At 72.7% G+C, this 26,987-nt stretch carries 26 protein-coding genes and 1 pseudogene; 9 read left to right on the top strand and 18 right to left on the bottom strand.

The genetic code is table 11. The features are described 5' to 3' along the window. Nucleotides 1–45: 45 nt before the first annotated feature. A complete protein-coding gene (locus AB0G01_RS11070) occupies nt 46–510 on the bottom strand; it encodes a hypothetical protein (protein ID WP_360942633.1) in 465 nt (154 codons plus the stop codon). Nucleotides 511–614: 104 nt separating this feature from the next. Then, complete coding sequence (locus tag AB0G01_RS11075) at nt 615–908, bottom strand: hypothetical protein (RefSeq protein WP_360942635.1); 294 nt, start codon at nt 906–908, stop codon at nt 615–617. On the opposite strand from AB0G01_RS11075, the gene AB0G01_RS11080 reads away from it, so the two are divergent. Continuing rightward, nucleotides 907–1,278 carry a hypothetical protein gene (locus tag AB0G01_RS11080; RefSeq protein WP_360942638.1) on the top strand — a complete coding sequence of 124 codons (372 nt, stop codon included), beginning with the start codon at nt 907–909 and terminating at the stop codon, nt 1,276–1,278. The genes AB0G01_RS11075 and AB0G01_RS11080 overlap by 2 nt on opposite strands. 513 nt (nt 1,279–1,791) lie before the next feature. Here the strand turns inward: AB0G01_RS11080 and AB0G01_RS11085 are convergent. Continuing rightward, nucleotides 1,792–1,992: a hypothetical protein gene (locus AB0G01_RS11085; protein WP_360942641.1), complete on the bottom strand. Its 201-nt coding sequence runs from the start codon at nt 1,990–1,992 to the stop codon at nt 1,792–1,794. Nucleotides 1,993–2,100: 108 nt separating this feature from the next. Here AB0G01_RS11085 and AB0G01_RS11090 point away from each other — a divergent pair, with 108 nt between their 5' ends. The 6 genes from AB0G01_RS11090 to AB0G01_RS11115 all read left to right on the top strand — a co-directional run bounded on the left by AB0G01_RS11090 (nt 2,101) and on the right by AB0G01_RS11115 (nt 8,325). Further along, nucleotides 2,101–2,283, top strand: coding sequence for a MerR family transcriptional regulator (locus tag AB0G01_RS11090; protein ID WP_360942644.1), 183 nt, complete (start codon nt 2,101–2,103; stop codon nt 2,281–2,283). A 61-nt stretch (nt 2,284–2,344) separates the two neighbouring features. Then, nucleotides 2,345–5,530, top strand: coding sequence for a hypothetical protein (locus tag AB0G01_RS11095; protein ID WP_360942647.1), 3,186 nt, complete (start codon nt 2,345–2,347; stop codon nt 5,528–5,530). Then, nucleotides 5,530–6,690 carry a hypothetical protein gene (locus AB0G01_RS11100; protein ID WP_360942650.1) on the top strand — a complete coding sequence of 387 codons (1,161 nt, stop codon included), beginning with the start codon at nt 5,530–5,532 and terminating at the stop codon, nt 6,688–6,690. The genes AB0G01_RS11095 and AB0G01_RS11100 overlap by 1 nt, the downstream gene beginning before the upstream one ends. A gap of 63 nt (nt 6,691–6,753) precedes the next feature. Further along, nucleotides 6,754–6,924 (top strand): helix-turn-helix domain-containing protein, encoded by a 171-nt coding sequence (locus tag AB0G01_RS11105; protein ID WP_360942653.1) that lies wholly within the window; start codon nt 6,754–6,756, stop codon nt 6,922–6,924. A 10-nt stretch (nt 6,925–6,934) separates the two neighbouring features. Beyond that, entirely contained in the window at nt 6,935–7,654 is a 720-nt protein-coding gene (locus AB0G01_RS11110) for a hypothetical protein (RefSeq protein ID WP_360942656.1), read from the top strand. 131 nt (nt 7,655–7,785) lie between these two features. Continuing rightward, entirely contained in the window at nt 7,786–8,325 is a 540-nt protein-coding gene (locus AB0G01_RS11115) for a WhiB family transcriptional regulator (RefSeq protein ID WP_360942659.1), read from the top strand. A 150-nt stretch (nt 8,326–8,475) separates the two neighbouring features. On the opposite strand, the gene AB0G01_RS11120 is transcribed toward AB0G01_RS11115, so the two are convergent. Then, entirely contained in the window at nt 8,476–9,621 is a 1,146-nt protein-coding gene (locus AB0G01_RS11120) for a DUF6011 domain-containing protein (RefSeq protein ID WP_360942662.1), read from the bottom strand. A 114-nt stretch (nt 9,622–9,735) separates the two neighbouring features. Here AB0G01_RS11120 and AB0G01_RS11125 point away from each other — a divergent pair, with 114 nt between their 5' ends. Beyond that, the gene (locus AB0G01_RS11125; protein WP_360942665.1) at nt 9,736–9,966 is read left to right on the top strand and encodes a hypothetical protein; all 231 of its coding nucleotides are present in this window, start codon (nt 9,736–9,738) and stop codon (nt 9,964–9,966) included. A 565-nt stretch (nt 9,967–10,531) separates the two neighbouring features. Here the strand turns inward: AB0G01_RS11125 and cysC are convergent. The 5 genes and pseudogenes from cysC to AB0G01_RS11150 all read right to left on the bottom strand — a co-directional run. Continuing rightward, nucleotides 10,532–11,089 (bottom strand): annotated as a pseudogene (gene cysC, locus AB0G01_RS11130) (adenylyl-sulfate kinase); the annotation flags it as partial. A 36-nt stretch (nt 11,090–11,125) separates the two neighbouring features. Continuing rightward, nucleotides 11,126–12,604 (bottom strand): glycosyltransferase family 39 protein, encoded by a 1,479-nt coding sequence (locus AB0G01_RS11135; protein WP_360942668.1) that lies wholly within the window; start codon nt 12,602–12,604, stop codon nt 11,126–11,128. Continuing rightward, the gene (locus tag AB0G01_RS11140) at nt 12,601–13,239 is read right to left on the bottom strand and encodes a sulfotransferase family protein (RefSeq protein ID WP_360942671.1); all 639 of its coding nucleotides are present in this window, start codon (nt 13,237–13,239) and stop codon (nt 12,601–12,603) included. The genes AB0G01_RS11135 and AB0G01_RS11140 overlap by 4 nt, the downstream gene beginning before the upstream one ends. After that, nucleotides 13,236–14,030 carry a 3'(2'),5'-bisphosphate nucleotidase CysQ gene (locus AB0G01_RS11145; protein ID WP_360942674.1) on the bottom strand — a complete coding sequence of 265 codons (795 nt, stop codon included), beginning with the start codon at nt 14,028–14,030 and terminating at the stop codon, nt 13,236–13,238. The genes AB0G01_RS11140 and AB0G01_RS11145 overlap by 4 nt, the downstream gene beginning before the upstream one ends. 16 nt (nt 14,031–14,046) lie before the next feature. Further along, nucleotides 14,047–15,573: an arylsulfotransferase family protein gene (locus AB0G01_RS11150; RefSeq protein ID WP_360942677.1), complete on the bottom strand. Its 1,527-nt coding sequence runs from the start codon at nt 15,571–15,573 to the stop codon at nt 14,047–14,049. A 236-nt stretch (nt 15,574–15,809) separates the two neighbouring features. Between AB0G01_RS11150 and AB0G01_RS11155 the strand changes: the two genes are divergently transcribed. Then, nucleotides 15,810–16,841, top strand: coding sequence for a hypothetical protein (locus AB0G01_RS11155; protein ID WP_360942680.1), 1,032 nt, complete (start codon nt 15,810–15,812; stop codon nt 16,839–16,841). Between the two features lie 4 nt (nt 16,842–16,845). Here AB0G01_RS11155 and AB0G01_RS11160 read toward each other — a convergent pair whose 3' ends face one another. The 9 genes from AB0G01_RS11160 to AB0G01_RS11200 form a co-directional block, all read right to left on the bottom strand. After that, complete coding sequence (locus tag AB0G01_RS11160) at nt 16,846–17,871, bottom strand: LLM class flavin-dependent oxidoreductase (protein ID WP_360942683.1); 1,026 nt, start codon at nt 17,869–17,871, stop codon at nt 16,846–16,848. 5 nt (nt 17,872–17,876) lie between these two features. Further along, complete coding sequence (locus AB0G01_RS11165) at nt 17,877–19,031, bottom strand: LLM class flavin-dependent oxidoreductase (RefSeq protein ID WP_360942686.1); 1,155 nt, start codon at nt 19,029–19,031, stop codon at nt 17,877–17,879. Further along, on the bottom strand, nt 19,028–19,729 hold the full coding sequence (locus AB0G01_RS11170) for a PIG-L family deacetylase (protein WP_360942688.1): 702 nt from the start codon (nt 19,727–19,729) through the stop codon (nt 19,028–19,030). The genes AB0G01_RS11165 and AB0G01_RS11170 overlap by 4 nt, the downstream gene beginning before the upstream one ends. Beyond that, entirely contained in the window at nt 19,726–20,712 is a 987-nt protein-coding gene (locus AB0G01_RS11175) for an Ldh family oxidoreductase (RefSeq protein WP_360942691.1), read from the bottom strand. Before AB0G01_RS11175 ends, AB0G01_RS11170 begins: the two co-directional genes overlap by 4 nt. Then, nucleotides 20,713–21,711: a hypothetical protein gene (locus AB0G01_RS11180; RefSeq protein ID WP_360942694.1), complete on the bottom strand. Its 999-nt coding sequence runs from the start codon at nt 21,709–21,711 to the stop codon at nt 20,713–20,715. Nucleotides 21,712–21,789: 78 nt separating this feature from the next. Next, a complete protein-coding gene (locus tag AB0G01_RS11185) occupies nt 21,790–23,319 on the bottom strand; it encodes a glycosyltransferase family 39 protein (protein WP_360942697.1) in 1,530 nt (509 codons plus the stop codon). Further along, entirely contained in the window at nt 23,316–24,134 is an 819-nt protein-coding gene (locus AB0G01_RS11190) for a WbqC family protein (RefSeq protein WP_360942700.1), read from the bottom strand. Before AB0G01_RS11190 ends, AB0G01_RS11185 begins: the two co-directional genes overlap by 4 nt. Beyond that, nucleotides 24,131–25,435, bottom strand: coding sequence for a hypothetical protein (locus AB0G01_RS11195; protein WP_360942703.1), 1,305 nt, complete (start codon nt 25,433–25,435; stop codon nt 24,131–24,133). The genes AB0G01_RS11190 and AB0G01_RS11195 overlap by 4 nt, the downstream gene beginning before the upstream one ends. After that, nucleotides 25,432–26,937, bottom strand: a complete 1,506-nt coding sequence (locus tag AB0G01_RS11200) for a Gfo/Idh/MocA family oxidoreductase (protein WP_360942706.1) — start codon at nt 26,935–26,937, stop codon at nt 25,432–25,434. The genes AB0G01_RS11195 and AB0G01_RS11200 overlap by 4 nt, the downstream gene beginning before the upstream one ends. Nucleotides 26,938–26,987: the final 50 nt, after the last annotated feature.

Raw genomic sequence — 26,987 nt, forward strand, 5'->3', positions numbered from 1 at the left:
CGGGACAACCGGTGCCGAGCACCGGTCGTTGACCACGTCGGCTTGTCAGCCTCGGCGTCGCCGTCCGCGCTCGAACCCGTGGCGTCCGGCCTGCTCGGCAGCGGAGAACCTGCGGCGCGCAGCCTCTTCCGGTATGCCGCGCACGGCGTCGAGCGCGGGGCCGATCTCCTCTGCGAGCGAAGACGGCCGCCCGGTCGCGGCTTGGTAGTCGTCCAGCAACCGTTCCACCAGTTCGCCCAGGTGCGTGATGCGCGGATCGCGTAGCGGTTCGGTCGGGGCCACGCGGTACTGCGCTTCGAACTCGTCCCGCGAGATCTCGCGGTGAGGCGCGTCGCGGTCGGAACGGTACTGCCCGGTGCCCTGGTCATAGACCATGGGCGTCAGCTCGACGGGGTGCGAGTTGTACAGCCGCCAGGCGGTGCCGTCCGGCGCGAGCCAGACGAACCCGCCGAGGTCCCCGACCTCTCCCGCCGTCTTCCCCACCCGGTCAGCGGACCGCTCATACGCCATGATCGGAGTCTGACCGGGTACCGGTGGTCCGTCACCGCAAGCGTGCGGCGTCGGCGGCTTTCCGGCTTCCGATAAGGCGGCTTCTGACTTCCGATAAGCGGGACTTATCGGAAGTGAGACGCCTTGGTGTCGTAACACGATCGGTCGTTCCGGCGACCGACCAGTATGCGCCGAGCCACCCTCGCGGCCTTAGCCGCCGTCGTCGCCCTGTCCGCCGCGTGCACGTCCACGCCGACCGCCGAACCGGCACCCGCGACGAGCACCCCGTCAGCCACCTCCAGCACCACCACGACGGGCAGCCCGTCGAGCACGTCGACGGGCTCGCCGCGCTCGGCTCGCGGGCTACTGGTCAAACGGGTGGGAGAGCGAGCAGGGATCGGCAACAACAACACCGACATGCGCGCATGGTTCACGCTCGACCGCATCGAGGTCGACGCGCAGTGCGCGAAGCCGAGCGAGAACGGCCACATGATCGCCCTGACGTTCAGCGTGGACACCACGCCGCTGCTCGACCCCGCGCACCACTGGTTCATCACCCCGCAGCACTTCGCCATCGTCGGCCCGGACGGCGTCACGGACACCAACGTCGCGACCGCCGCCGCCTACGGCTGCTTGGACTCCAACGACCACCTACCCCGCAGCGCCTACGCGCCGAGCTCGAAGTACAGCGGCCGGATCGCGCTGGACTCCCGATACGCGTCCGGGCTGATCACCTACCGGCCGGGGATCATGGCCCCGGGCTGGGAGTGGCCTTTCCCCTCGACATGAGGGGTACACGCGCCGACCGGTGGCGGGGGCCGGTGCCGGCTCGCCGGGCACCAAGTGCGTGACACCGCGCCAGCACGCTGGCGGTGGAGGTCAACCCGCTCGGCTACTCCACCGGGCACGGAGGAACCCGCCCGACTCCGGGGCACGCCGACCAGCAGCAGGGAGCACCACGTGCACGAGAGCAGAGCAGGACCGCCGCCGCGAGGCACACAGGAGAACGCGGAAGACCCCCGGTGATCTTGACATCGGGGGTCTTCCGCATCCCGCACGCACCGCCGCACTCCAACCGGGGCCAGCCTCGCGCCGCGCTGTCACCCGTCAGGACCGACCCTCAACCGGCACGCCAGGCACTTCGGTCCCGAGTCATCGCGTTCGACCAGCCACGCGAACACCACACGTCCGCACATCGTCACCAAGACCCCGCGTGGCTGTCCAAACTGGACACGAGGGAACGCATGGACCACGGACTCATCAGTCCACAACCACCAGGTGACCAGAACCGTCACGCGAGCCCTACGGGCGCTGGTCCCGAACGGCCTGCTGGAACCGCTTCAGCGCGGCCTCAGCGAAGTTGACCCGGTGGTCTCGATCGTCGGGCGACGTGACGACGAACGCCACACCCCTGACGGCAGCGATCTCGCGGGCCGTCAACGTCACGGTGATGGTGTGGCGGGCCTCGACGGGGGGAGGCTGCGCCTGGTCACGGCTGGTCACGATGACACGGTAACCCTGCAAACGCTGCAATCACCACATCTGGACCTAATCGGGTGTCAACCCTGCACCAGCCCGGTAACGCGGACAAACGCGGTGCACGCTGCCGTTATGGCTCTCGTGCCCACTGGTGTGGCCGCTCGCGACCTGGGCGTAAACGCGACCACGCTCCAGCGGTGGGCCAAAGCCGGACTGGTGAAGCCCGCACTCGTCACGCCGGGCGGTCACCTCCGCTGGGACCTCGACAACCTCCGGGCGCAGCTCCGGGACGCTCGCCTGTCCGACGACGACTAGCCGGACACCCCAGCGTCCCCGTAAGGCCGGCACGTGACACCCCGGTAGCACGCTCACCACCGTGAGCACCACGGTCGGCCACATCCGGGGCATCGTCACGCTGGACACCAGCGGCTACAAGGCACAGTCCAAAGAGGTGCGCGCCGACGCCAAGGGGCTCAAGCAGGACGTCGAGGCGCAGAAGCCCAAACTCGACGCCGACGCGCGCCCGTTCGCGCGGGCAGTGGCCACCGCCGAGGCAGCCAGCGCGAGCCTCGACGCCAAGGTACAGAAAAACATCAGCGCGCTGGACGCGCGGCTGGCGAAATCCGCCGGGGCGCAGGAGACCGCGCTCGGCCGAGTCCGCACCGCACAAGCAGCCCTCGACGCACTGCGCAACAACGGTGCGGCGGCCGACCGGATCGTCGCGGCCGAGGAACGACTGGCCGAAGCGCTACGCGGAGTCGCGGCGGGCGAACGCGAGGTCGCCGACCTCACACGAGACCTGGCAGCCGCTCACCAACAGGCCGGCGCAGCCGCCGAAGACGCCGCACGCAAGGAGCGGGACGCGGCAGCGGCGGCCGAAGGTCTGTCTGCCGCGAAAACGCAGGCCGCAGAGGCGGCAGCAGCATTCGCCGCAGAACAGGGCAAGGCCGCAGAGGCGGCAGCCTCCGGATCGGTGCGGATCACCGCAGCACGGGCCGCCGAGCAGCAGGCCGCCGAGCGTGCGCGAGCCGCCGAGCGTGCGCTGGCCGACGTACGACTCGACGCGGACGCCCCGGCGGCGCGGGTCGAGGCAGCCGAGCAGCGGGTCGCGGCTGCCTCGCGTGCCGCTGTCGTGGCCCGGCTGCGCACCATCGACGCCATCGACGCCGAGGAAAAGGCCCGCGCACGGGCAGCGGCGGCTGCCGACAAGGCCACGGACCAGGTCGAACAGGCAGACCGCAAGGTAGGTCGCTTCACGGCGACGCTGGTAGGGATGGGCGTGGCGGGCGGCGCGGGTGGCGTGCTCGCCGCGGGTGGCATCGGGCTCGTCGCCGTGGCGCTCGTGGCGCTCGCTGCCGCCGCGCTCAAGACCGACCAGCAGGTGAGCGACGCTTTCGGGAACCTCAAGAGCGAGGGCCTGTCCACCGTCAAGCAGGTCGCCGAACCGCTGCGCGGGGAACTCGTTGACGCGGCGGGCAAGGCAGTGACCGGGCTCCGGATGCTCGCGCCGGTCCTGCGGCGGGCGGCGGACGAGGGCGGCCCGTCGGTGGCGCTGCTGACCGACGGCCTGGTGCGCTTGGCCGTGCAGCTCGGGCCTGGTCTGCTGGAGGCCGCTCGCACCAGCGCCCCCGCCGTGGCGGGGCTGAACGCACTGCTCGACCGGAGCGGCCGGGGGCTCTCGGCGTTCCTGCGCGAGGTCTCGCAGGAAGCGCCTGCCGCCGGGCGCGCGGCGGGCGACATGGGGCGGCTGATCGAAGACCTGCTCGGCTCCAGCGGGCGGCTCGCCGCGATGCTCGCGCAACAGGGCGCGGGCCCGTGGTCGCAGTTCGTCGGGATCGTCGACCAGACCACCGATGCCGCGATCGGTCTCGGCGAGGGCGCGTTGCCCTCGGTCACGTCGTCGGCGTCCACTGTGCTCGGTGTCGTCTCCCGGCTGCTGGACCTGCTCGGCCCGCTCGCGCCCGCGCTGGGCACGATCGGCGGCATCCTGCTGTCCTACCGGGCCGGCGCGGCGATCCTGGGCGCTGTGGGAGACGGGGTCGGCAGGCTCGGTGGCCGGATGGAGTCCGCCAGCGCGGGCGGCACCAAACTGGCCGGCGCGACCCGCGGGTTGGGTCGGGCGCTCGGCGACATCGGCCCGTACGGTGCGATCGCGGGTGGCGCGCTGCTCGGGCTGCTGGCGGTCACCGACCAGCTCTACGGGTCGACCGACCAGCTCGCGTCCGGGTTGATGGCGGGCGGTAACGCAGCGGCGACGACCGGCGAGAAGTTGCGCCAAAACGCGGTGGATGCCGCCTATCTACAGAACAGCGGTAACGCCCTCGGGCAGGTGATCGGGCATTTCCTCGTGCCCACAATGGACGATGCCCGGGAGGCGATCGACCAGCAGCGCGCGTCGATGACCACCCTCCAGCGCGCCCAGCTCGACGCGACCGCCGCCGCTGCCGACCACTCGCGCGCGGTCGAGCAGCACGGCCCGGCCTCTCGGGAGGCAGCCGACGCGTCTGTCCGGCTGACGGCCGCGCAGCAGGCGTTGAAAGACGCCCAGTTCCAGGCTGCCGACGCGACCAAGTCCCACACGGACCGGATGATCGAGCAGCAGGCCGCAGCGCTCGGCCTGGCGGGCAGTGGCCTGAACCTCCGCGCCGCGCACACCCAACTCGCCGCCGCGCAACAGCAGCTCGGCGAACTCCAGAAGTCCGGCACGGCCAGCACCATCGAGCTCGACCAAGCCAACCAGAACATCGAGCGGTCCATGCTCGCCATCATCAACGCCGCCGGCCAGGAAGCCGCCGCGCACCACGAGAACAAGGACAGCGTCGAGGCGCAGACCGCTGCGGTGAACGCCTCCAACGGCGCTGCGCTCCAGCTCGCCGCGTCCATGTCCGGGCCGCTGCCGCAGTCGCTGCAAACCATGGTCGCGAACATGGACGACAGCAGTTTGTCCGCGATCGGCGCGACACGGTCGATCACATCGACCGGCCAAGCCGTGATCAGCCTGCCAGGCGGCAAAACCATCAAGATCGAGGCGAAGGACCTGGCGTCCGACGTGATCAGCGCCATCAACAAGCAGCAGATGGAGGACAAGTTCGTCTACATCAACCTGTTGACGCGCACCGACGAAAAGGTTGCGCCCGACTGGATATCCGGCGGCAGGAACAAGGGCGGCTGGATTCCCGGTGGCGGTCCGGACGTGGACAGCAAGCTCACCCCGACCACGACGGGCGAGTTCGTCGTCACGCGCAAGGCCGCCCAGAAGTGGGGCCCGTGGCTGGAGGCCATCAACGCGGCTGCGGGTGGTGACGTGCGGATGCCGGACTCGGCGCTCGCAGCGGTGCCGATGCCGATGCTGCGCCTGCCCGCAGCCGCCGCCGAGGTCGTGACGAGTCGGTCCGGCAGTGCAGGCCTGGACAGCGCGAGTGGGCGCGGGAACGGGGGCCGAACGGTCAACTACAACATCACGATGAACGCGGTCCGGTCCCTGCCGACGGCGGCCCAGTTGCGCGACGTCCTGCACGACGCTCAGGTGCAGTACGGGGCGGGTGAACCGTGGGGGCTCTGATGCCAGCCGCTTACCCGATCGACCCCGGCGGGGCCCGCCGCCGGCCGATCGCCTACCGCACCGCCACTCTCGTGCCGCGGCACCTGGCGGTCGGGCGCTGGTCGCTGACCGCGCCGCTGTCCGCGGTGCCGTTGGAGATGTTGGAGGGCGGGTGGCGGCTGGCGTTCACCGGGGGGCCGCATCCGCTCGGCGGCTATGTCGACCACCACGAGGTCAGCATCGGCAGGGACCGGTCCGGCGGCAGGGTCCCGCTGGTCACGCTCGCCGGCCCCGACGACATGACCGTGCTCGCCGAGCGCCTCGCGTACCCCGATCCGACGTCGGTGGCCACGGACCAGGACGCGCAGGCGTACGACGTGCGCACTGGGCAGGCCAGCACGGTCGTCCTGGGCTACATCGCCTACAACGCCGGGCACCTCGCGATCACGGACCGGATCACGCCATCGTTCGACACCGACATCGCAGACCCCGCCGCAGGCGGTGCCGTCACCGCCAAGGCGAGGTTCGACCCGCTGCTCGATCTCATCGCGCCGCTCGCCGACCGGGCCGGGCTCGCGGTCACGGTCACGTCGACCACCAGCGGTCAGCGCACCCTCGGCATCGCACCGATCATCGACCGCACCGGCACAGCCCGGTTCAGCCTCGCGCTGGGCAACCTCGCGTCCCTGCGCTACGAACGCCGCGCGCCCACCGCCACCTACGTCGTCGCGGGCGGCCGGGGCGAGGAGGACGCGCGCGCGTTCCGGGCGGCGAACAACGCCGCCGCCGCCAGCGCGTGGCGGCGGGTCGAGGCGTTCACCGACGCACGCGCCGCCAGCGCCGGAGACGGCGGCGCGGAGCTCCAGGCCGCCGCCGACAAGCGGCTCGCCGAGACGGGCCCGGTCGAGTTGGTCGATCTGGTGCCGCGCGACACCGACCGGCTCACCTACGGCGTCGGCTACCGGCTCGGCGACCGGGTGCTCGGCGAGGTCGGGTTCGGCACCGGGCTCAAGGTCTCGGCCGTCGTGCGCGAGGTGGAGATCACCGTCGACAGGTCGCCCGGACAGCCTCTGGTGCGCGTGGTGCCGCGTGCGGCGACCGTGGACATCCGCGGCCGGCTCCAGGACGATCGAGCATTTCGCTCGCTGGCCAACCGGATCGGCCAACTAGAACGGCGGTAGTCCGCCGCACTCAGGGTTCCGCACGCGGAACCTCAGTGACACCGCGCGCAGATCATCTGTGGTGTGACCAGCGAACAAGCCGCCGCCGAGCTCGGCGTGTCCGCACGCCGGGTGCGCAGGCTCGCCGCTGCCGGGTTGCTCCCCGGTGCCGAACGCGCCGGACGCGACTGGGTCATTCCGTCCGACGCGGTGAGCGCCGAGCAGGCCCGCCGCATGAACACCCGCCCGACATAGAGGAGCCAACGTGTCCACGCTCGACGTACTCGCGATGACGGAGGACGAAGTCGACGCGATCGTCACCGACGCACAGGCCGAGGCCGACGCGGCAGCCGATGCGGTCAGGCTCGCGGAGATGACGCTCCGCGGTGAACTGCCCGCCGGCGCGGCCAAGGTGAAGGCGGACAAGATCACGCCCGCGCGCCTGGCCGAGCTGCGCGCCGCCGCCGAGCACGCCGCCCTCCTGCTTGTCGCCGCCGAGCGTCGCCAAGCGGAGTTGCGCGAGCAGCGGCAGTCCGCCCGACATGCCGAGATCGTCGAGCGCATCCGCGCCGAGGCCGCTGACGACATGCACGGGACCTCGGAACTGCTCGCCGCCCTCGACGTCTACGAGGCCGCGCTGAAGGGCTTGTGCGAGGCGTTCAGCGCCCACAACCAGCGCGTGGCCCGATGGTCCGACCTCATGAGCGCGGCCGGTATCCACCAAGTGCACGAGGAGCGCCGCGGCCCCGACGTGCTGTCGCACACCATGCGCGGCGAGTGCGTCAGCGTCGGCAAGGAGGTCTACCGGCCCATGCGGGTTGGCCCGTTCGTGGGCGCCACCCTCTACCGCGTCCTGTCCGAGTACCCGCGTGACTTCGTCACCTACTACTCGAACACCGAGTTGACCGCGCTCGGGGACCTGACCGACTCGACCAGCCCCGACGGGCGTGTCGACCTGCGCGAGTTGATCCGCCGGAACTCGTGATCACCAGCGCATCACGGGTCACCTCTGACCCCGCAGCAACCACCACCAACCAGTACTAGCCGGGCGTGTGTCCCCGCCGCCGCTCGGCCAGCAGGCACCACCCCGCAACTCTGCTGAACTGGAGGGCTCCGTTGACCGTCGCCATCGCAGCACCGCGCCGGCTGGTGCCGCGCGAGGTGCCCGACTGGCACGAGGCCGGTATCTGCCGCGCCTTCCCCGAACTGTCCTGGGTCCACCCCGGCGCGGCTGACCCGTTCTCACGGCCGTTGAAGGCCGAGCGTGAGGTTGCCGAGTTGGCTTGCCGGGTGATCTGCGCGGCGTGCCCGGTCCGGCTCGCGTGCGCACTGGGTGCGCTGGAGCGCGGCGAGCGCTGGGGGATCTGGGGCGGGCTGGACTTCACCGACCGGAAGGCGGTGGCCAAGGAGTTCGGCTACGAGTTGCCGGGTGCCGCGCCGGAGCATGGCACCAACTCGCGCTACGCGAAGTGGTCGTGCCGGTGCCCGGACTGCCGCGAGGCCCACGCGCTGTACGAGTCGCAGCGCCGGCCGCGTGCTGCTCAGCGACGTCTCGCCGTAGCCGACGAACCGCCGGTTCCGGTGCGCGCGCGGCCTGTCCGGCTGGACCTCGTGGCCTACCGCCGGCGCACCCGTCGTCGTGCTGCTCGGCGCTGAAGTTCCTGTGACACCCGGTCGGCAGGCTGGCGTGGTCGGGCATGGTGTCGGGGGAGATCCCCGGACGGCGCGCTCTGTGGTCGCTCATGAAACACCCGGCCAGCGCAGGACGGCCCCCACCAACATGGTGGGGGCCGTTCTGGTGCGCGGTCAGGCCGTGCGGCGCGTCGCGTCCTGCTCGCTGTTGGTCTGCTCGGCGAGGTCCGCCGCTTCCAGCAAGCGAGCGGCGAGCGCCCGCGCCTGCGCCGGAGTCATCTCTCGCGGCTCGCCGGTCGACTTCTGCTCTCGGTCGATGTGGCTGAGCGCCACGTTGGCGGGCTGGACCTCGCCGCCGCCCGTGGTGGCCTGGTAGCGGTCAACGGACACCGCCAGGCGGTGACCAGCGGCCAGCGGCACGACGTCCACGGTGGCGCTGCACAGGTGGTCACCGCCGACGTCGTCACCCGCCCGGTCGTTGGCGTACTCGCAGTCAGGCAGGCACGGCGCGGGCAACGTCGGTGCCGACGCCAGGCGCAACCGCGGGCGCTTGGCGGGCGTCCCGGGGCTCGTCGTGACCACCGCCCGCACGGCCGGGTGTTCCGGCGTAGGCTCACCGACCACCGTCAGCTTGGGACGGTGACGGTTGAAGATCGCGGTGAGCGCGCGGCCGATGACGCCGTCGATCTCCGCGTCGTCGCCGAGCAGGTCGGTCGACAACCACACGATGCCCCTCTTTACGTCCCAGATCGAGGCGGAGTCGACTTCCTCGAAGACGTTCGAGTCCGACAGAACGATGGTGACGCGCTGCGTCGCGCTCAACGCGGAGGACCAAGCAGGGACGGTGTTCGGGGCTACGATCTGCGGCATGGCGGATGCCTCCATGGGGCGTTCGTCTAGGCCCTCGGCGGTGTTCACAGCACCGTCGGGGGCCGTCTTGCTGGCGGGGGGAGTGGTGGTGCGGGTGGGGAGCGTGGCGGCGGTGAGGATGTCCGCCGCCGCCAGGTGGTAGCAGCGGATGCCGCGCTCGCCGGCCTTGCAGGTGCAGGTGTGCGCGGCCTGGTCGACCTGGTAGGAGGTCGTGCCGTCCGTGCTCACTGCGGCGAAGTGCGCGGGGGAGGTGCGCACGATGCCGCCCAGCTCGATGACCTCAACGGCCTTGGCGACCTGCGCCGGCTTGTACTCGGCGAGGTCGGCCGTCTTCACTGCGGTCGCGATCCGCGCCTTGCAGGTGCGGCCGTAGTTCGCGGCGATCGAGCGCGCCGAGGTGAGCTTGCGGCCACAACGAAGGCACTTCGTGATCTTGGGAGTGGTGTCCATTTGGTGCCTCCGTGCTGGTCGCTCGCTGTGTAGCTACACAGTCTCATACCCCTACGTAGCTACACAAGGGGTTTCGTGCGAGAATCTGCGTAGCTACAGAAGGGAGGTCACCACATGGGCGACTCGACCAAGCCACGTCAGGTGCGCGTGGCAGACGGACTCTGGAAGGCGTACGACACCGTGTGCAAGGACCTCGGGCGCACGCGGGCCGAGGACATCAACGACCACATCCGGCGGCAGGTGCGTCAGCATGGCGGCCCGGAAGAGCTCACGCTGTTGGAGCAGGCCGAGGCCGAGGTTGCCGAGCGGCGCTCCCGCCAGGTGGGGCACCGGCCCGACGAGTAGTCGCAACTCGGCCGGGCGGTCAGGACCGCAGTCCACGAACGCCCGGCCGAGGGGGACCGGTGGGAGACCGGCCGTTCCGCTTGTGCCCACCTACTTCCGACACCTTGCGACGCTCCCCACGTCGCCTGACCTGCGAAAACAGCTATCTGCGATTCATCCCGATAATCGGCGATAGAAAAGCCCGTCGACTCTTAATCAGCGGGTTCGGGGTTCGAGTCCCTGGCGGCGCACCAAAGGCCCAGGTCATTGACCGGGGCCTTTTGCTTTTGTGTGCAAAGCCCCCACTTACCCCTACTTCGGGGCACCTCACGGCCGATGCACATCCGCACTCTCAATAAGGCTTCCACGCTCGGTTGCTGACGTTCGCTGCCTCCCGGACCGTGCCCGTCGAACCGGGGAAGATCGGCCCGGCAAGCCCATCCGTCGTCCCCCATTTCACGATCTTGCCCTTGCCTTAAACCCGGATCACTTGCCTGACATCCACAGCTCATGCGCCGCCTCTTCGCCTAAAGCCTCTCGACCGGCGTGTTAGTTGGACGCAGAAGGCCGTGGCAACGCCGGAGGATCAGCGTCCGAGCAGTCGCACGACCAGGCGTGCTTGGGTGATCGGGTCGCCGTCTTCTGGCCTCAGTACCAGGTCGGGATGCTCGGGCCGTTCGTACGGGTCGTCCACGCCGCTGAGGCCCACCAGTGTTCCCATGCGGGCTTTTGCGTACAGACCCTTCGGGTCTCGGGTGGCGCATAGCTCCAGCGGGGTGTCCACGAAGATCTCGTAGAACCGCAGGCCCGCCTTCTCGTGAATCTCACGGGCCGCGTCTCGGCCTGCCCGGTAAGGACTGATCGCGGCCACCACCGCGATCAGGCCCGCGTCTGCGAAGAGTTTTGCCACCTCGCCCACCCTTCGGACGTTTTCCGCCCTGTCCTCCGCGCCGAAGCCCAAGTCTCCGTTCAAGCCGTGGCGCAGGTTGTCGCCGTCCAGCAGGTATGCCGGTCTGGCTTGGGCGACGAGGAGCCGTTCCACCTCTACCGCCGCGCTCGACTTTCCCGACGCCGACAGGCCGGTGAACCACACCGTCGCTCCTTTTCCCGGACGGTCCGCGGTGGACGAGTGCCAGGTGACGTTCCGCATCGTTCTGCCCCTTCCGGAAAAGCGCGGCGGTCAGCCGGGTAGGCGGTTGTCCAGGTGGTACAACCGGGGCCACAGGTCGGCCATCGGCACGGTCAGGTCCTGGCACAGGGTCACGTCGGCGACCGCGTCCCGGTTGTCCACCGGGTCCGCGCCGGGATCGCGGTAGGACGTCAGCAGTTCCAGCCGACCGCAGTGGGCGCGCAGGAGGTCCGGCACCACGCCCACGTACACCACCGTGCGCACCTCCGGCGGCCGGCCGAAGTGCCAGTAGCCCCTCATGTCCCCGTACACGGGCGGCAACGAGAACTCGGTCCGGTAGCGGTCCAGTGCCGCCGCCCGGCGGTAGTCGCCGGCGATCAACGCCTTCGGGCCCGGTGGTGCTGTTCGGTACGCCTCGGCCACCGCTGCCGCCATTCCGCGCCAGTCCTTGTCGTGCAGGACGACGAAGTACCGGTCCGCGCCGCCGGTCCAGTCGACGCCGACCGGCACGATTCCGCGCACCAGGAACGCCGCCGTCAGCGCGAGCACCGGCCACGTCGGCACCCACCGCCACCACGCCGCCGCTCCCCCGCGCCCCACTTCCGCCACGGCCGCCGCCCAGCAGACCGCGAAGGCCGAGTCCGCCAGGTAGTCCCGACGTCCACCGGCCGACCACACGGCCAGCGCCAGCACGACGACCGCGTACCCGATGAACCGGTACGGGTGGTCGCCGCGCACCAGCCACCGGAGCCCGACGACCAGCAGCACGGCCCCGACCACGCCGGCGGTCGCCAGCACCAGGGGCACGAACAGCAGCGGCCCGCCCACCGCCGACCCCTCGGCGCTGATCGCGCCCGCCATGCCGAGCTGCGGCCACCCGTGCGCCGCCTGCCAGACCAGCCCCGGCACGGCCGTGAGCACCGGGGTCGCCGCTCCCGCCCACAGCCACGGGGAGCGGAACGCCTTCCGGGGGCCGATCACGGCCAACACCGCCACGACGATCACCCAGAACGCCGCGAACACGGAGTTCGCCTGGAGCGCGAGCGCGACCGCGACACCGATCGCCGGCCACAGCCGGTCGTCCCCCGTCCTGGCCCACCGGACCAGCAGCCACACCGAGACCGTGCTCAGGGCCAACCCGAGGGGAGCCTTGGTCAGGGTGTGGCTGTCGCTGAGCACGTGCGGCGACAGCAGGAACACGCCTGCCGCGAGCACTTGCGACCGCGCACCGCCGCCGAACTCGCGCGTCAGCAGCGCCGTGACGACGGCGGCCGAGGGGATGGCCAGGCTGACGGGCAGGCGCAGCACCACCCACGACTCCGCGTCGACGGACGTCATCAGCCGGGCCAGCAGCGGCACGAGCGGTGGTTGGTCCGCGTAGCTCCAGGCCGGGTGGCGGCCCGCGACGACGAAGTACAGCTCGTCGCCGGCCGACCCGTAGCCGCCGCTGGTGAGGATCAGCAGGACCGCCGACGCACCGCCGACGAGCAGCACCGGCAGCCGGGCGAACGGCGGTACCGGCGTGCTCATCCGGTCAGCAGGCGCTCGACCATCGCGTGGTAGCTCGCCCGGTCGTTGAGGTGCGGGAACTCCCGGCCGGTCGGCACCGGGACGCCGAGGAACCGGCACAGCGGCTCCCAGCCGTCCTTCACCTCGTGCACGAGCAGCCGGTCGGCGGGCACGGCGGCGCGCACCTCGTCGTTGTGCCGCCGGTACACCTCCACCACGTGTGCCTTGTCCTCCAGCCGCCCGCCGAACGTGCGGGTCGCGATGCCGCGGACGAGCCGGAAGTACTCCCGGTACCGCTCGGGCGCGGTGGCCGCGACCGCCGAGTCTTCCGTCCACAGTGGAACGAGCGTGTCCGCGAAGCTGTCGTACCAGCGCTCCGGGTCGCGCACGGTCAGCACGACCTTGGCGTCCGGGTAGCGCTCGACCAGCTCCGGCCGGAAGTCGCAGGCCGGCCAGTCCACGGTGGACTCGAAGCCGGCGAAGACCTGGTCCCAGTCGACCCGGTCGCCCCGGTGCGCGGCGTTCCACAGGCGCAGGTGCTCGGGGCGCTCCACGGCGGTGACCATGTGGTAGCACGGGCCGAAGCCGAGTTCTTCGAGCGCCGCCTTCACCGACAGCGTGCCCGTTCGTCCGAAGCCGACACCGATGACCTTCACGGGGTCCTCTTCTCGGAGGGGGTGGGGTGGGTGGTGGCGTGGATCGCGGCCAGCAGGCGGGACCGGTGCCCGGGTCGGCACACGACCAGGTCCGGCAGCCAGGCACCGGCGCGGTTGTAGACCAGGGGCGACCCGTCCGTCCGCGAGGCGTGGCAGCCGGCCGCCACGGCGACCGCCACCGGTGCGGCGGAGTCCCACTCGTGCTGCCCGCCGGCGTGCACGTAGGCGTCCGCCTCGCCGAGCAGCACGGCCGCGATCTTCACGCCCGCCGAGCCCATCGGCACGACCCGCGCGCCCAGTGCCTCCGCCAGCCGGGTGGTCAGCTCGGGCGGGCGGGTGCGGCTGACCGCGAGGCGCAAGCGGGACGAGGTGGCCCGGTCCGGCCGGGGGCGTGGCGGGTCGGCCGTGGTGAGCACGAGGTCGCGGGCGGGCACGGCGACCGCGCCGGCCACCAGCGCGCCGCGTTCCCACAGCGCGACGTGCACCGCCCAGTCGGTCCTCCCGGGTTCGGCGTACTCGCGCGAACCGTCCAGGGGGTCGACGATCCACACCCGGTCCGCGTCGAGCCGGCGCGGGTCGGCCGCGCCTTCCTCGGACAGCACCGCGTCCCCCGGCCGTTCCCGGCCGAGGGCGGCCACGAGGAACTCGTGCGCCCGCCGGTCCCCGGACGCCCGCAGGTGCCCGGGGTCCGCGAAGCCCAGGTCCGCGCGCAACCCGGTCAGCACGCGGCCGGCGTCGCCCGCGAGCCGCGCGGCGAGCGCGTGGTCGTCGGTGGTCGGCGTTCCGGTCATCGGACCCACCTCCTCGTCAGCCCACGCGCACGGTCGGCGAGGTGCCCAGGACGTTCCCGGCGGTGTCGAGCGCCTGCACGGCCACCCGCTCGGCGCGCGGGATCGGGACGGCGGTCTCGAAACCGCTCCTCGGCGCGACGGTGACGGGGCGCGGCTCCTGCCCGTCCACGCCGGCGAGCACCCGCCACGACGCCACCTCGGTAGCGCCGTTCCAACTGGCGTACACGGTCGTGCCGCCGGTACCGGCGCGGGCCGCCACGGCCGGCGGATCCAGCGGTCTGCCGACCCACGGGAACCGCTGCGCCCGGTAGGAGTTCATGCCGGGCTTGGCGAACGCGCCCGCCAGGACCACCGAGCCGTCCGGGCCGAACTCGGTGAACCGGCCCGAGCCGCCCCACCCGACGAGCAGGTGGCCGCCGGGCAGGACCTGGGTGCTGCCCTGGGTGCCGGTCAGCAGCCTCTCGGGGCTCGGGTCGGAGCGCACCACCGAGGCGGTCCCGCGCGCCTCGTCCAGCGACAGCACCAGACCTCGGGACACCACCGGCCCGCCGGACCCGGTGGACGGCGCGGCGTTGTCGAACAGGGAGAGGGTGCCGTCCGGCTCGCGGGCGACGTCGTGCTGCCAGGAGAACGCCGCGCCGGGACCGAACGCGAAGTCGCTGTTCTTCCCGCCCAGCCGCCACACCACGGCACCCGACGCGCGGTCGATCTTGTACACGGTGCCGGTGTGCCGGGAGCTCACCAGGACGTCGCCGTCGTGGTCGAGGAACAGCGAGTTCAGGTGCAGGTACTGGTAGGGCGTGAGCGGGTTGTCGGGCAGCCCGAAGTAGGACTCCGCGAGGTCCACGTGGTCCAGCCCGTCCCACTGCATGAGCACCCGGCCGGTGCCGATCTCCACCTCCTGCACGGTGTTCTCCATCAGCACCTGCGGCCGGCCGTCGACCACGCCGGGCACCGGCCGGTAGACGAGCAGCAGCGCGGTGCCCTGCGGGGTGATCCGCATGTCGTGCAGGTCCGCGAACCGCAACCCGTTGCCGGGGTGGACCTCGGCGATCACCTGGTAGGACTGGTCCATCACGACCCACTTGCCGAACGCCGGGTTGCCGATCGGCTCCAACTGCACCGGCACGCCCTCCCACCAGGTCAGCACCGGTCGCCCCCGGTACTCCTGGCGCTCGAACGCGGCGGTGCGCACCAGGTTCCCGTCGCCGCGCGGGTGGAACCAGACCGGCTGCCCGGTCCCGTCGAGGATCTCCGGTCCGCCCCGGGTCGCGATCGGCGGCCACGCCGCGGTGTCGGTCTTGGGGCCGAGGAACAGGTGGCCGGGCGCGGTCGCGCCGGTGGTCCGCAGGTCGAACTTCGGCGCGAGCAGGTCGGGGCGGCTCGCGAAGTGCCACAGGAAGTCCGGTGCGGCCTGCCGTGCCGTCGCGGTCGGGGCGGCGGCCAGGCCCGCGAGGGCGAGCAGCACCGCCGCCAGTGCCGGGAACACGCCGCCCGCACGTCGTCGCGCCCGGTTTCCGGCACGCGCCACGACACCGTTCACATCGACTCCTCGGATTCGCACCTGAATTCCCCGGGAAATGTCCTGAATTCGATCGTCGCGGCACCGGGGAACACGGTCAACCCGTCAACCGGAACACCTCTGCGAGCCGCTCGGAACACGTCCCGGAAAGCGGGCCCGGAAAGGCGGGGCAGGAAAGTGGTGATCGAGAGGTCGAACGCTGTTCCGGCGGATCGCGCCGGGGCTACGCTGCCGCTCCCGACGACCCTGGGGGAATTGTGACCGCCTACGTTGCCGAACCGGTTGTCGTGCTGCCGGCCAACCGGGTCGAGACCGCCGGGATAGTCGCGGACGTCCGGGCGCACCACCCCGACCACCCCCGGTTGCCGGTCGCGCTGCGGGTGATCCGCGGCGCGGGGGTGGAGACCCGGTACTTCACCCGGCCGTTCGCCGAGGCGGTGGCCGACCGCGGGGTGACCCGGCGGGTGGCCGACGCGTTCGGCGACGCGCTCGCGATGGCGGCGGAGGCGGCGCGTGGCGCGCTGCGGTCCACCGGCACCGCCGCCCACGAGGTGGACGCGGTGATCACCAGCCACACCACGTCGTGGGCCGTGCCGCAGTTGGACGTCCACCTGGTCGACGCGCTGGGCCTGCGCCCGGACGTGGCACGTATCCCGATGGCCACGCTGGCCTGCGCGGGCGGCGCGCAGGCGTTGGTGCGGGCGGCGGAACACCTGCGGGCCAACCCCGGCGCGACGGTCCTGGTCGTGGTCGCCGAGGTGCTGTCGACGATCTACCACCGGCGCGAGGGCACCATCGAGAGCATGATCTACAAGGCGTTGTTCGGCGACTCCGCGGGCGCGTGCGTGGTGACCGGCGAACCGGTCGGACCCGGGTTCGCGATCGAGTCCACCGTCGAATTCGTGCTGCCGGACTCGCTGGAGCGCTACCGGGGCCGGCTCGACGAATCCGGTCTGCACTTCGACTCCACCAAGGAGGCGCTCACCGCCGCCCGCGACGTGCTGCCCCACCTGCTGGCGACGTTGGGCGACTGGCGTCCCTCGTTCGCGGTGCTGCACCCCGGCGGGCCCCGGGTCATCACCGAGACCGCCGCCGGCCTGGGTCTGCGCCCGGAGGACGCCCGGCACTCGACGGCGTCCCTGGCGGAGAACGGGAACCTCGGCGGCAACGCCGTCCTGGACGTCCTGCGCCGCACCCACGCCGATCCCCCGGCCCACCGGTCCGAGGGCCTGGTGCTGGGGTTCGGCCCCGGTTTCGTGGTCGCCGGGGCACGCGGCCGGTGGGTCTGACCGGTCAGCCCCCGGCCGACCGCACCAGGTCCAGCACCGGCACCACGCCGTCGATCCCGGCGACACCGGTGCCCACCTCCAGCCGGTGCACGCCGCGCGCCCGCAGCAGCTCCAGCCGGCGGCGGACCTGCTCCCGGGTGCCGAGCACCAGGAACCGGTCCGCCAGGTAGTCCCACACGCCGAACTCCACGGCCGCCGCGAGGTAGCGCTCGCGCAGCTCGACCGGCTGCCGGCCGTGCCGGGACAGGTCGTACTCCGCGCCCAGCCGCTCGATGCCGGCCCGGTGTTCCGGCGGGATCATCTTCGTCGCCGTGCCGGACAGCGTGAAGTGGTGCGCCAGCGACGCGACGAGCCAGCCGCCCGCCGCGACCGCGCGGTCCGGGTCGGTGTCGACGGTGATGCTGCCGGTGTTCCACCACAGCCCGAGGTCCGCCGGGTCGCGGCCGACGCGGTCGCACACCCGCGCGACGGTCGCGGTCACCCCGGCCACCACGTCCTCGCTGAGGCCGAGCCCGACGATGACGCCGTCCCCCGTCTCGGCGGCGAGCTCCAACGACCTCGTGCCGTGCGCGGAGACGTAGACCGGCACGGGGGTGTCCGGCACGCGGTCCAGCCGCACCTCCGCGCCGCGCCAGCGCGCGTGCCCACGGGCCAGCAGGTCGCGCACGCACCGGACGTACTCGCCCAGCCCGGCCAACGTCGACGCCCGGCCGCCCAGGTTGCGGACGCCGCTGTCGCCGGTGCCGATGCCGAGGAAGGCCCCGCCGGGCGCGACCTCGGCGAGCGTGGCGGCGGCGCTCGCGGTCACCACCGGGTGCCGGGTCACCGGGTTGGTGACCGTCACGCCCAACGGCGTCGCGGTGACGTGCTGCGACACCACGCCCAGCGTCGTCCAGCAGTCCGGGACCACGGCCGGCGAGTCCCAGACGCCGATCCGGGACGCGCCGTGCTCCTGCGCGATCGAGGCCCACCGCACGGCGTCGGCCGCGGTGCGGGCGTTGAGGTTCAGCGCGATCTCCACCGGGGGCACGCCGGTCACCCGGCCGTGCGCAGCCGTGCCGCCACGCCGCGCCGGCGCAGCTCCGGCAGCACGCCTTCGCCGACCCAGTACGCCTCCTCCAGGTGCGGGAAGCCGGACAGGACGAACTCCTCGATGCCGAGCGCGGCGTACTCCTCGATCCGGTCGGCGACCTCCTGGTGGCTGCCCACCAGGGCGGTGCCCGCGCCGCCGCGCACCAGCCCCACCCCGGACCACACGTTGGGGTACACCTCCAGGTCGCGGCTGCGCCCGCTGGTCCGGAACCCCGCGTGCAACGCCCGCATCCGGGCCTGGCTGGTGGACTCGCTCGCGGCCAGCACCCGCTGCGCCCCGGCCACCTGCGCCGGGTCCAGCCCGTCCAGCAGCCGGGCCGCCGCCGTCCACGCCTCGGCGGACGTGTCGCGGGCGACCACGTGGAACCGGATGCCGCAGCGCAGTTCACGCCCTTCGGCGGCGGCGAGCCCGCGCACCCAGTCCAGCTTCGCGGCCACCTGGGCGGGCGGTTCGCCCCAGGTCAGGTAGGTCTGCACGTGGCGCGCCGCGACCGGCCCGGCGGCCGGGGACGAACCGCCGAAGTACAGGTCCGGCACCGGCGACGGCGGTTCCAGCACGGTCGCGCCGCGCACGTCGTAGAACTCGCCGGTGAAGTCGAACGGCGTGCCGCTCCACGCGCCGCGCACCACGGTCAGGAACTCGTCGGTGCGCGCGTAGCGCCGGTCCTTATCGAGGTGGTCGCCGAACCTGGCCTGCTCGTCCCGCTCGCCGCCGGTCACCACGTTGAGCACCAGCCGGCCGCCGGAGACCCGCTGGTAGGTCGACGCCATCTGGGCGGCCAGCGTCGGCGAGGTGGAGCCGGGCCGGAACGCGACCAGGAACTTCAGCCTCCGGGTCTCCCGCAGCAACGCCGCGGTGACCAGCCAGGCGTCCTCGCACCAGGTGCCGGTCGGGGTGAGCACCGCCTCGAAGCCCAGGCCCTCGGCGGCGCGGGCGATCTGCGCGAGGTACTCGATGTCGGGTGGCCGGAACCGGTTCGCGCCGCCCTGCCCGGGTGCGGGTCCGCCGCCCGCCGGACCCCGCGTGCCGTGCGTGCCCACCACCAGGGACCTGCCGTCGCTGGCGGTCGGGAGGAACCAGTGGAACCTGAGCGTCATCGTGCCTGCACCCCACCTCGGACTCGGTCGATCTCGATCAGCCGTCGGATCACGAACATCTCCGCGTACGCCGGAGAGGGCCCGCCCGCCGCCTCCGCCCGTTCCAGGACCCGGTGGTGGACGTGCTGGCGGTGGGCGACCGCGGCGAGCTGCTCGAAGACGGCCAGGTCCCACTGCGGTTGGGAGGTGAAGCAGCGCAGGGCGGCCATCTTGGCGGCCATCAGCTCCGCGTCGCCCAGGAAGAACGCGGTCGGTGTGAAGTCCACGCTGTAGGGGGAGCGGAAGAGCCGGATGTCGGCCGCTTCGCGCAGCGCGGCGACCAGCACCTCCTCGGCCGTGATCCGGTGGTCGAGGTGCTGGTCCTGCGGGTAGTGCGTGTAGACGACGTCGGGCCGGACGGCCTCCATGAGCCGGAACAGCTCGGCGTTGACGGCCCGGCGGTGGTCGACGAAACCGTTGTCCGGCACGTCGGAGAACGTGTACTCGCGCACGCCGAGCACCTCGCCGGCCGCCCTGGCCTCCTCGACCCGGAGGAGCGCGGTGCGCCGGTCGCCGTTGCGGAAGCCCTGCGACAGGCAGTGCACGTGCACGTCCACGCCGTGGTCGGCGTACCAGCGGATCTTCATCCCCATGGCGATCTCGGCGTCGTCCGGGTGGGCGACGACGACCAGCGCGGTCCGCTCCCCCGGCGGTGTCACGGCGTCACCCCTGCGGCGCGCTCCCGCAACCTGCGGTAGACCGGCTCGGCCAGGTCGACCCGGCCGCTCGCGACCACCCGGGCGCGGTGCCCGGCCGAGGACTCCCCGAACAGCCGCAGCCGGCCGCCGTCGCGGGTGGACACCGCCGCCATCACCTCGACCAGCCGCGAGTTGGCGGCGCGGAACTCCTCCGGCGGGCCGCCCGCGGACGGGTCCATCGCCAGGAACGCGTAGCCGGTGGTCCAGGTCGAGTCGACCTCCGTGCTCATCGGGAACCCGAACAGCGACCCGGTCAGCACCTGGATGAGCAGCGACAGCGCGAAACCCTTGTGGCCGCCGAAGACCACGGCCGCCGCGGCGGCGTGCGGGTCGCCGGTGAACTCGCCGTCGGCGTCGACGAAGCAGTCGTCGCGCAGCACCTCGCTGCCGCGCCGGGCCTCCCACAGGTGGCCCATCGACGCCAGCGTGGTCGACATGTCGACCACGAGCGGTTCGCCGGCGGTGGGGAACGCGTAGCCGAGCGGGTTGACGCCGAGGAACGGCGTGCGCGCGCCCAGCACCGTGCTGTCCGCGGTGGAGGTGTTCATCACGACGCCCACCAGGTCGTTGCGGGCGATCCGCTCGGCCCAGGTGGCGAGGATGCCGTAGCGCTGGGTGTTGACCACCCCGACCAGGCCGACGCCGAACCGGCGGGCCCGGTCCACCGCGAGGTCGACCGCGTAGGCGGCGCTGACCGGGCCGACCTCGCGGTTGCCGTCGACCACGGCCACCGCGCCGTGCTCGCGGGTCACGAACGGCGTGCCCCGGCGGTGTGCGAAGTACTGCGCCTCGAAGCAGAACTTCGCCACGCCGTGCGAGGTCTTGCCGCGCAACTCACCTTCGAGGTAGTGGTCCACCACGAGGTCGACGTGCTCGTCCGGCACGGCGGCGCGCCGGCACGCGCGCACCATGAGGTCCCTGATGTCCGTCGTCGCGACCAGCACCTAGCGGACCTCCTTCAGCGCGGCCGTCACCTTCGACAGGGTCGGTCCGGGGTCGTCCAGCAGGCGGTACACCACCGCGTACACCTCTCGTCGTCGTTCGGGGCTCAGCGCCAGGCGGTACGGGACGGTGTCGTTCACCAGGCGGTACAGGCACACGCCGAGCAGCGTGCGGAGCACGATCGGGTCGTCCGGGTCGACGGCCGGGTGGCTCCGCGCGTACCCGTCGCGGAACGCGCGCACCAGCCCCTCGGCCAGGTCGGGGTCGGGCAGGTGGTGCAGGACCAGGTGCGCCGCGACGTACCCGACGTCGTAGTGGTGGCTGCCCAGGTGCGCGTTGTCCAGGTCGCACAGGGTGATCCGGCCGGCGGCGAGGCTGGTGTTCTTCGGCGCGGCGTCGCCCAGCACGAGGGTGCGCCGCGACCGGGCCCGGTACTGCGCGGCGGTCCGCGCCAGCGCCGGGTGACCGCTGCTCTCCAGGCAGAACCACAGGGTCTGGTCCCGGAACGCGAGGTCGTCGTCCTCGCGGATCGCCTCGTCGACGTGCGCGGTCTCGCGGTGCACCAGGCCGATGGTCGCGCCGAGCAGCGCCGCGTCGGCACGGGTCGCCGGGGCCGTCCGCAGTGCGTCTTCGAACGTGCGTCCGCCGGGGAAGACGTCCTCCAGGACCAGCGCGTGGTGCTCCCGGTGGAACGCGAGCACGTCGGGGAACACGTGGGGCGCGGCCGAGCGGAAGATCCGCAACGCTTTCCTCTCGTACCGGATCAGGGACGGATCGGTGGTTATCCCGGGTATCCGGGAGAAAGAGCGCCCGCGCACCTTCAGGATCGCGCTGCCGCGCTCCCCGAAAACCCGGTAGACGTGGCTGACCGAGCCGCCGAAGACCTCGGCCACCCGGCGCACGTCGCCCACGTGCTCGGCGCACGAGGCCACCAGCCCGCCCAGGACCGCCCGGGGCAGCGGCAACCGGTCGTGCCGCGGGATCATGTCCGTGATGCGCATTCCGCCCCCCACGACACTGGGTGATCTCCGGCCGGGGAATCGCCATCCTCACACGCTGTCCGGCCGGCCGGACAGCGTTCAACGTGTCCCGCGCGGTCCGGGCGCGCGCAGCTCCAGGTGCCGCAGCCGTGGCCACAGCTCGGCCCAGGTCCCGGTCCGCGCGGAGCACACCGCCAGCGGGGTCGGCGGCACGTCGCCGACCACCGCCGGGGTGACCCGGTCCACGTGCTCGCCCGCCGGCCGCAGAGCGCCGCACCGCTCGGCCAGTTCGTGCGGCACCGCGCCGACGTAGATCACCGTCCGGGCGTCCTCGGGTGGCGGGCCGAAGTCCCAGGAGCCGCGCATGTCGCCGTAGACCGGCGGCAGGTCGTGCGCCGGGCCGAAGACCGCCAGGGCGCTCGCCCGCCAGTAGTCGCCCGCGACCACCACCGCGCCGTCGCGTTCCGCCGGGGACAGCCCGCGGTGCACCTCGGACACCGCGACGGCCAGGCCCGACCAGTCGCGGTGGTCCGGCATCGGCAGCAGGTACCGGTCGACGCCACCGGCCCACTCGCCCTCGATCGGCACGATCCCGCGCAGCAGCACCAGAACCGACAACGCCAGCGCGGGCCACGTGGGCACCCACCGCCACCAGCGCGCGGTCGTGCCGCGCTCGACCTGGACCGCCGCCATCGCCCAGCACAGCGGGAGCACGCCGATCAGGTAGTCCCGCCGCAGCCCGGCGACCAGCACCACCGCCGCCAACCCCACGACCGCCCACCCCAGGAACCGGTGGTCGGCGGACCGGGTGAGCCACCACGCGCCGGACACCGCCAGCGCGCTGCCGACCAGCCCGGCCGCGACGAGCACCAGCGGCCCCAGCAGGAGCCGCCCGCCGGTCTCCGCGACCTCGGCCGCGATCACCGACCCCATCTCCCACTGCGGCCAGCCGTGCCGGGACTGCCACCACAGCCCCGGCAGCAGCGCCACCGCGGCGACCAGCCCGCCGAGCCACGGCCACCGGCGGCGGAACACCGCGCGCGGGCCGACCACCGCCAGCGCCACCAGCGCCACGGCCCAGAACGCGAGCACGAGGTACTTGTTCTGCACCGCGAGCCCGGTCACCGCGCCCATCACCGGCCACAGCCGGTCCGCGCGCAGCCGCACCCACCGGGCGAGCAGCCACGTGATCACCACCCACAGCGGCAGGTCGACGCTGTCGGTGATCAGGCGGTGGCTGTTGCCGAGCAGGATCGGGCAGGTCGCGAAGACCGCGGCGGTCAGGGTCTGCGCCCGCGCCCCGCCGCCCAGCTCGCGCGCAGTCAGCGCGGCCACCACCGCCGCGCCCGGGGTCAGCAGCGTCACCGGCAGCCGCAGTCCGGCGGGCGAGCCGGGAAACAGCGAGTCCATCAGGCGGGCGAGCAACGGCGTGAGCGGCGGCTGGTCGACGTAACCCCAGGCCGGGTGCCGACCGGCGACGAGGAAGTACAGCTCGTCGCCGCCGAGCGGGAACACGCCCGCGCCGAGGGCCAGCACCGCGCCGAGCACCACCGCCACGGCCACCACCGGCACCCACGCGACCGGTTCGGCGGCCACCGCCGGTGCCCGCGCCACCGGCGGGGCCGTCACCTCCGACTGTCCCGGGCTCCGGCCCGCGCCGCGCCGGAGAACACCGCGCGCGCCGCCGGACCGGCGTTGAACAGCAGGTCGAACGCCGAGAGCTCGGCCTCGAACGGGTGCCCGGGAGGCAGTTGGTGCTGCGGGTAGACGGGGTGGCGGTAGTCGAACACGCCCAGCTCCACGCCCTGGTCGGCCAGGACGTCACCCTCCGTCCGGGCCCCTTCCGGACCCGGCCGCAGCAGGTAGTGGTCGGCCTGGAGCGGTGCGGCGCACGCGAGGTAGGTGATCCGCGCACCCGCCGCGCCCACCCGCTCGGCCGCGCCGCGCGCCAAGTCGGCCAGCAGCGCGCCCTTGGCGTTGCGGGGTTCCGGGACCAGGGTGGCCCCGTGCACGTACGGCGTGGCGATGCCCAGCGCGTCGCGCACCACGGACGTCAGCGCGTCGCACAGGTCCCGGAGGAATTCCCAGTCCTGGTGGTAGATCGCGTGCAACCGCTCCTCGTAGTCGGCGAAGTGCGGCGTGCCCCGGTAGATCGACCGGATCAGCGCCCAGTGCCGGCGCACCGCCGCGTGGTCGACGATCCGCTTGTGCCGCAACTGCTCCCGGCCTCGGTTGACCGGCACGGAGAGCCAGCGACGACGGCCGTCGTGGTGGAACTCCTGGCGGTTCTGCCAGTCGCGGGCGACGAACTGCACGTTGTCCAGCGAGACGAACACGTCAGCGGCGGCCATCTTGCGGTAGTAGTACAGGTGCCGGTGGTAACCGGGCTGGTGCGCCGCGACGCGGACCTGCCGCCCCGGCCCGGGGTTCGCCCCTGCGGTCATGCGCCGCCCGCCTTCCTCGTCACCGCGAAGCAGCTTCGCAGCAGCCGTCCTTCCAGGCCGCGCCAGCGGAAGGGCGTCTCCGGGGACGGCGGCCACTCCAGGTAGTGCAGGCTGCCGACCACCTCGACCGCGCCGGGCCGGGCGAGCGCGATCTTGGAGGACTGGCCGCCGTCGAGGTGGTGCACCGCGCCGGGCTCGACCCCCTCGGCGTGCAGGACCGCCGCCACCTCGACCGGGGTGACGCCCTGGAACGCCGAGGCCAGCGGCGCGCCGTCGAACACCCGGAGCACCAGCCGCCGCCCGCTGAGCCCGATCAGCGTCCGGCCGTAGCGGACGTCGCGGAACGGGGACACGCCGAGGCAGTCGTCATAGGCGTCGACGGACCCCGCCGCCGCGTCGGCCACCGACGGGCCGACCGACACCCCGGACGAGAGTCCGGCCACGTCCAGATCGTCCACTGCGGACACCCGCACCGGGTCGCCGACGCGCACGGCGTCGGCGAGGGCGGCGTGGCCGCGCAGCACGTACGCGCCCGCGAACAGGTCCGCCCGGCCGCCCCGGTGCACGCCGGTCACCGCGTGGCCCTCGGAGGTCGGGGACACCACGAAGTCCACCGCCGCGGGCGTCGCCGGGGTGGTGTTGCCCGCCCGGTCGACGAACCGGAGGAACCCGGTGCGCTCGGACGCCGCGTACAGCACGCGGCAGTTCGCCGCCCCGAACACCACCAGCTCCCCCGGCCGGCGCGGCAGCCCGCCCGGCACGAGCTTGGACCCGATCCAGTCGAACCGCCGCCCGCCCACCGAGAGCACGCCGGTCGCGCGCAACGGCCGCACGGCGGGCACCCCGCCGTGCACCACGAACGCCGGTTTGGTCGCGGTGGGCAGGCTGACCACCGCGCCGGCCCGGCAGCAGAAGTCCAGGCACGGCTCCAGCGGCTGGTAGCCGGGGTCGTCGGAGATGAACGAGAACGACCCGCTCACGGCGGCGAGCACAGTCGGCGGATCGACCACGTCCCGCAGGTGGAAGCCCGTCGCGCTGCTCGCCGCCTCGACCGCGCACCGGTCGAGGTCGACGTGCAGTTCGAACGAGTTGGTGAACGCGCCGTCGCCCAGTTCGACGGTGCGCGAGGTGAACCGCAGCCCGTCCGCCGGCTCGTCGCGGCGCGCGCCGACCCGGACCGCGAACGCGTCCTGCCGGGTGGCGATGGACTGGATGTCGGCGACCCGGTAGCCCAGTCCCCGCAGCACCCCCACCGCCTGGGCGTCCTCTGCGGACAGTCTGGGGACGACCCCGCCGCTCACCCGCACACCCCCACCGCCGGCTCGTCGACGGCGGTCCGCGCCCGGAAGTCCAGCGCCGCCACCGGGTGCTCGCCGCGCCACCGCCGTGCGGCGGACAGGTAGGTCCCGGCCATCAACGTGGTGCCGCGCCGGTGCGTGGTGAGCTCGGAGGACATCTCCCCGCGCCCGCGCAGGCCGTTGAGGTACTCCAGGAACTCCGCCACCGCCCACCGCCGCGCCGACCCCTGCGTGGGTTCCCGCGCCACGGACCCGCTCCGGTCGGTCAGCGCCTCGTAGTCCAACGTCTCGAACGCGGTCCACCGGCGGTGGAAAGCGCTGTTGCGGAACACGTGCACCTCCACGTGCCCGCGACCGCCGACGCCCGGCGACCCGCCGCCGTCGGGACCGTCGTCGTGGGACTGGAGCGAGTGGAAGTGGATGGCCTGGAACGGTCCCTGCTCGACGATGTGCGTCTCGTGCCGCACCCGCCCGTTGCCCTTGTACAGGTCCACGCCGTCGGACACCGGCCACCCGCGCTGCGAGTAGCCGTTGTGCAGGAGGTTGACGCTGGCCAGCGTCATCGTCCGGCCGGCGCTCTTGAACCCCATCGAGATGAACGCGTCGACCTCGCCGAAGGACGCCGTGGCGGCGGCCAGGTCGGCCTCGGTGTACCGGTTCAGCCGGGCGTAGCCGGGGAAGTTGCGCTCGTAGTCCGCGAGGTCGAGCTGGCGCAGGAAGTCCGCGGGCCGGGTGACGTTCGCGTAGACCTCGACCTCGTCGAGCTCCTTGCCCTCGGTCTCGGCGGCCTCCAGCAGCCACGGGACCACGTCGAAGAAGTGGTAGCCGGAGTGCGCGCCCTTCCCGTAGCCGCGGTCGAACGAGTGGTACTCCAGGTCGACCAGCTCGGCGGGCATCCGCCACTGGCCGTCGCTGTGGAAGGACTGGACGGAGGTGACCGGGCAGTTGGTCAGCTCCGCGACGTCGGCCACCATCCGCTTCATGGCCCGGAACGCCGGGTGGTAGCGGCGCTGGCACTGGACGCCGACGAACGTGCCCGGGTTGCGCCGGCGCACCCGTTCGTAGCGGTGCACCAGGTCCTCGAAGTCGGTGATCATGCCGGCCGCCCGGTCCGGATCGGTCGAGCAGTCCACCCGGACGCTCGGCGGCTTGTCGATCAGCAGGCTCAGCTCCCGGTCCAGCGCCCAGTTCGCGTAGGCCACGTGGAAGGACGGCTCGGTGGACACGATCACCGCGTCGATCCGGTGTGCGGCCACCAGCCCGTCGAGCACCGCGCGCACCGCGCCCGGCACGGTCCGCGCGGCGGGGTCGAAGGGCTCCACGTAGCTCACCGGCACCAGGTCGGCGGGGAAGGCGGCGTTGAACGCCGCGATCGCCTCCGCCGCCGCCGGGACGTCGACGCCGACGATCGCGCCGACCTGCCCGACCGACCGCCCCTCCCGCAGCACGGGGATGTGGTTGCGGCGCGCGTGCGGACCGACGCCGATCACGAGGACGTTCTTCACCTTCGGCTCCCCCTGGTGTGCGACGACAATGCCAATCCCTGCTGGTCCGC

The sequence above is a fragment of the Actinosynnema sp. NPDC023587 genome (assembly GCF_040640215.1).
GTDB lineage: Bacteria > Actinomycetota > Actinomycetes > Mycobacteriales > Pseudonocardiaceae > Actinosynnema.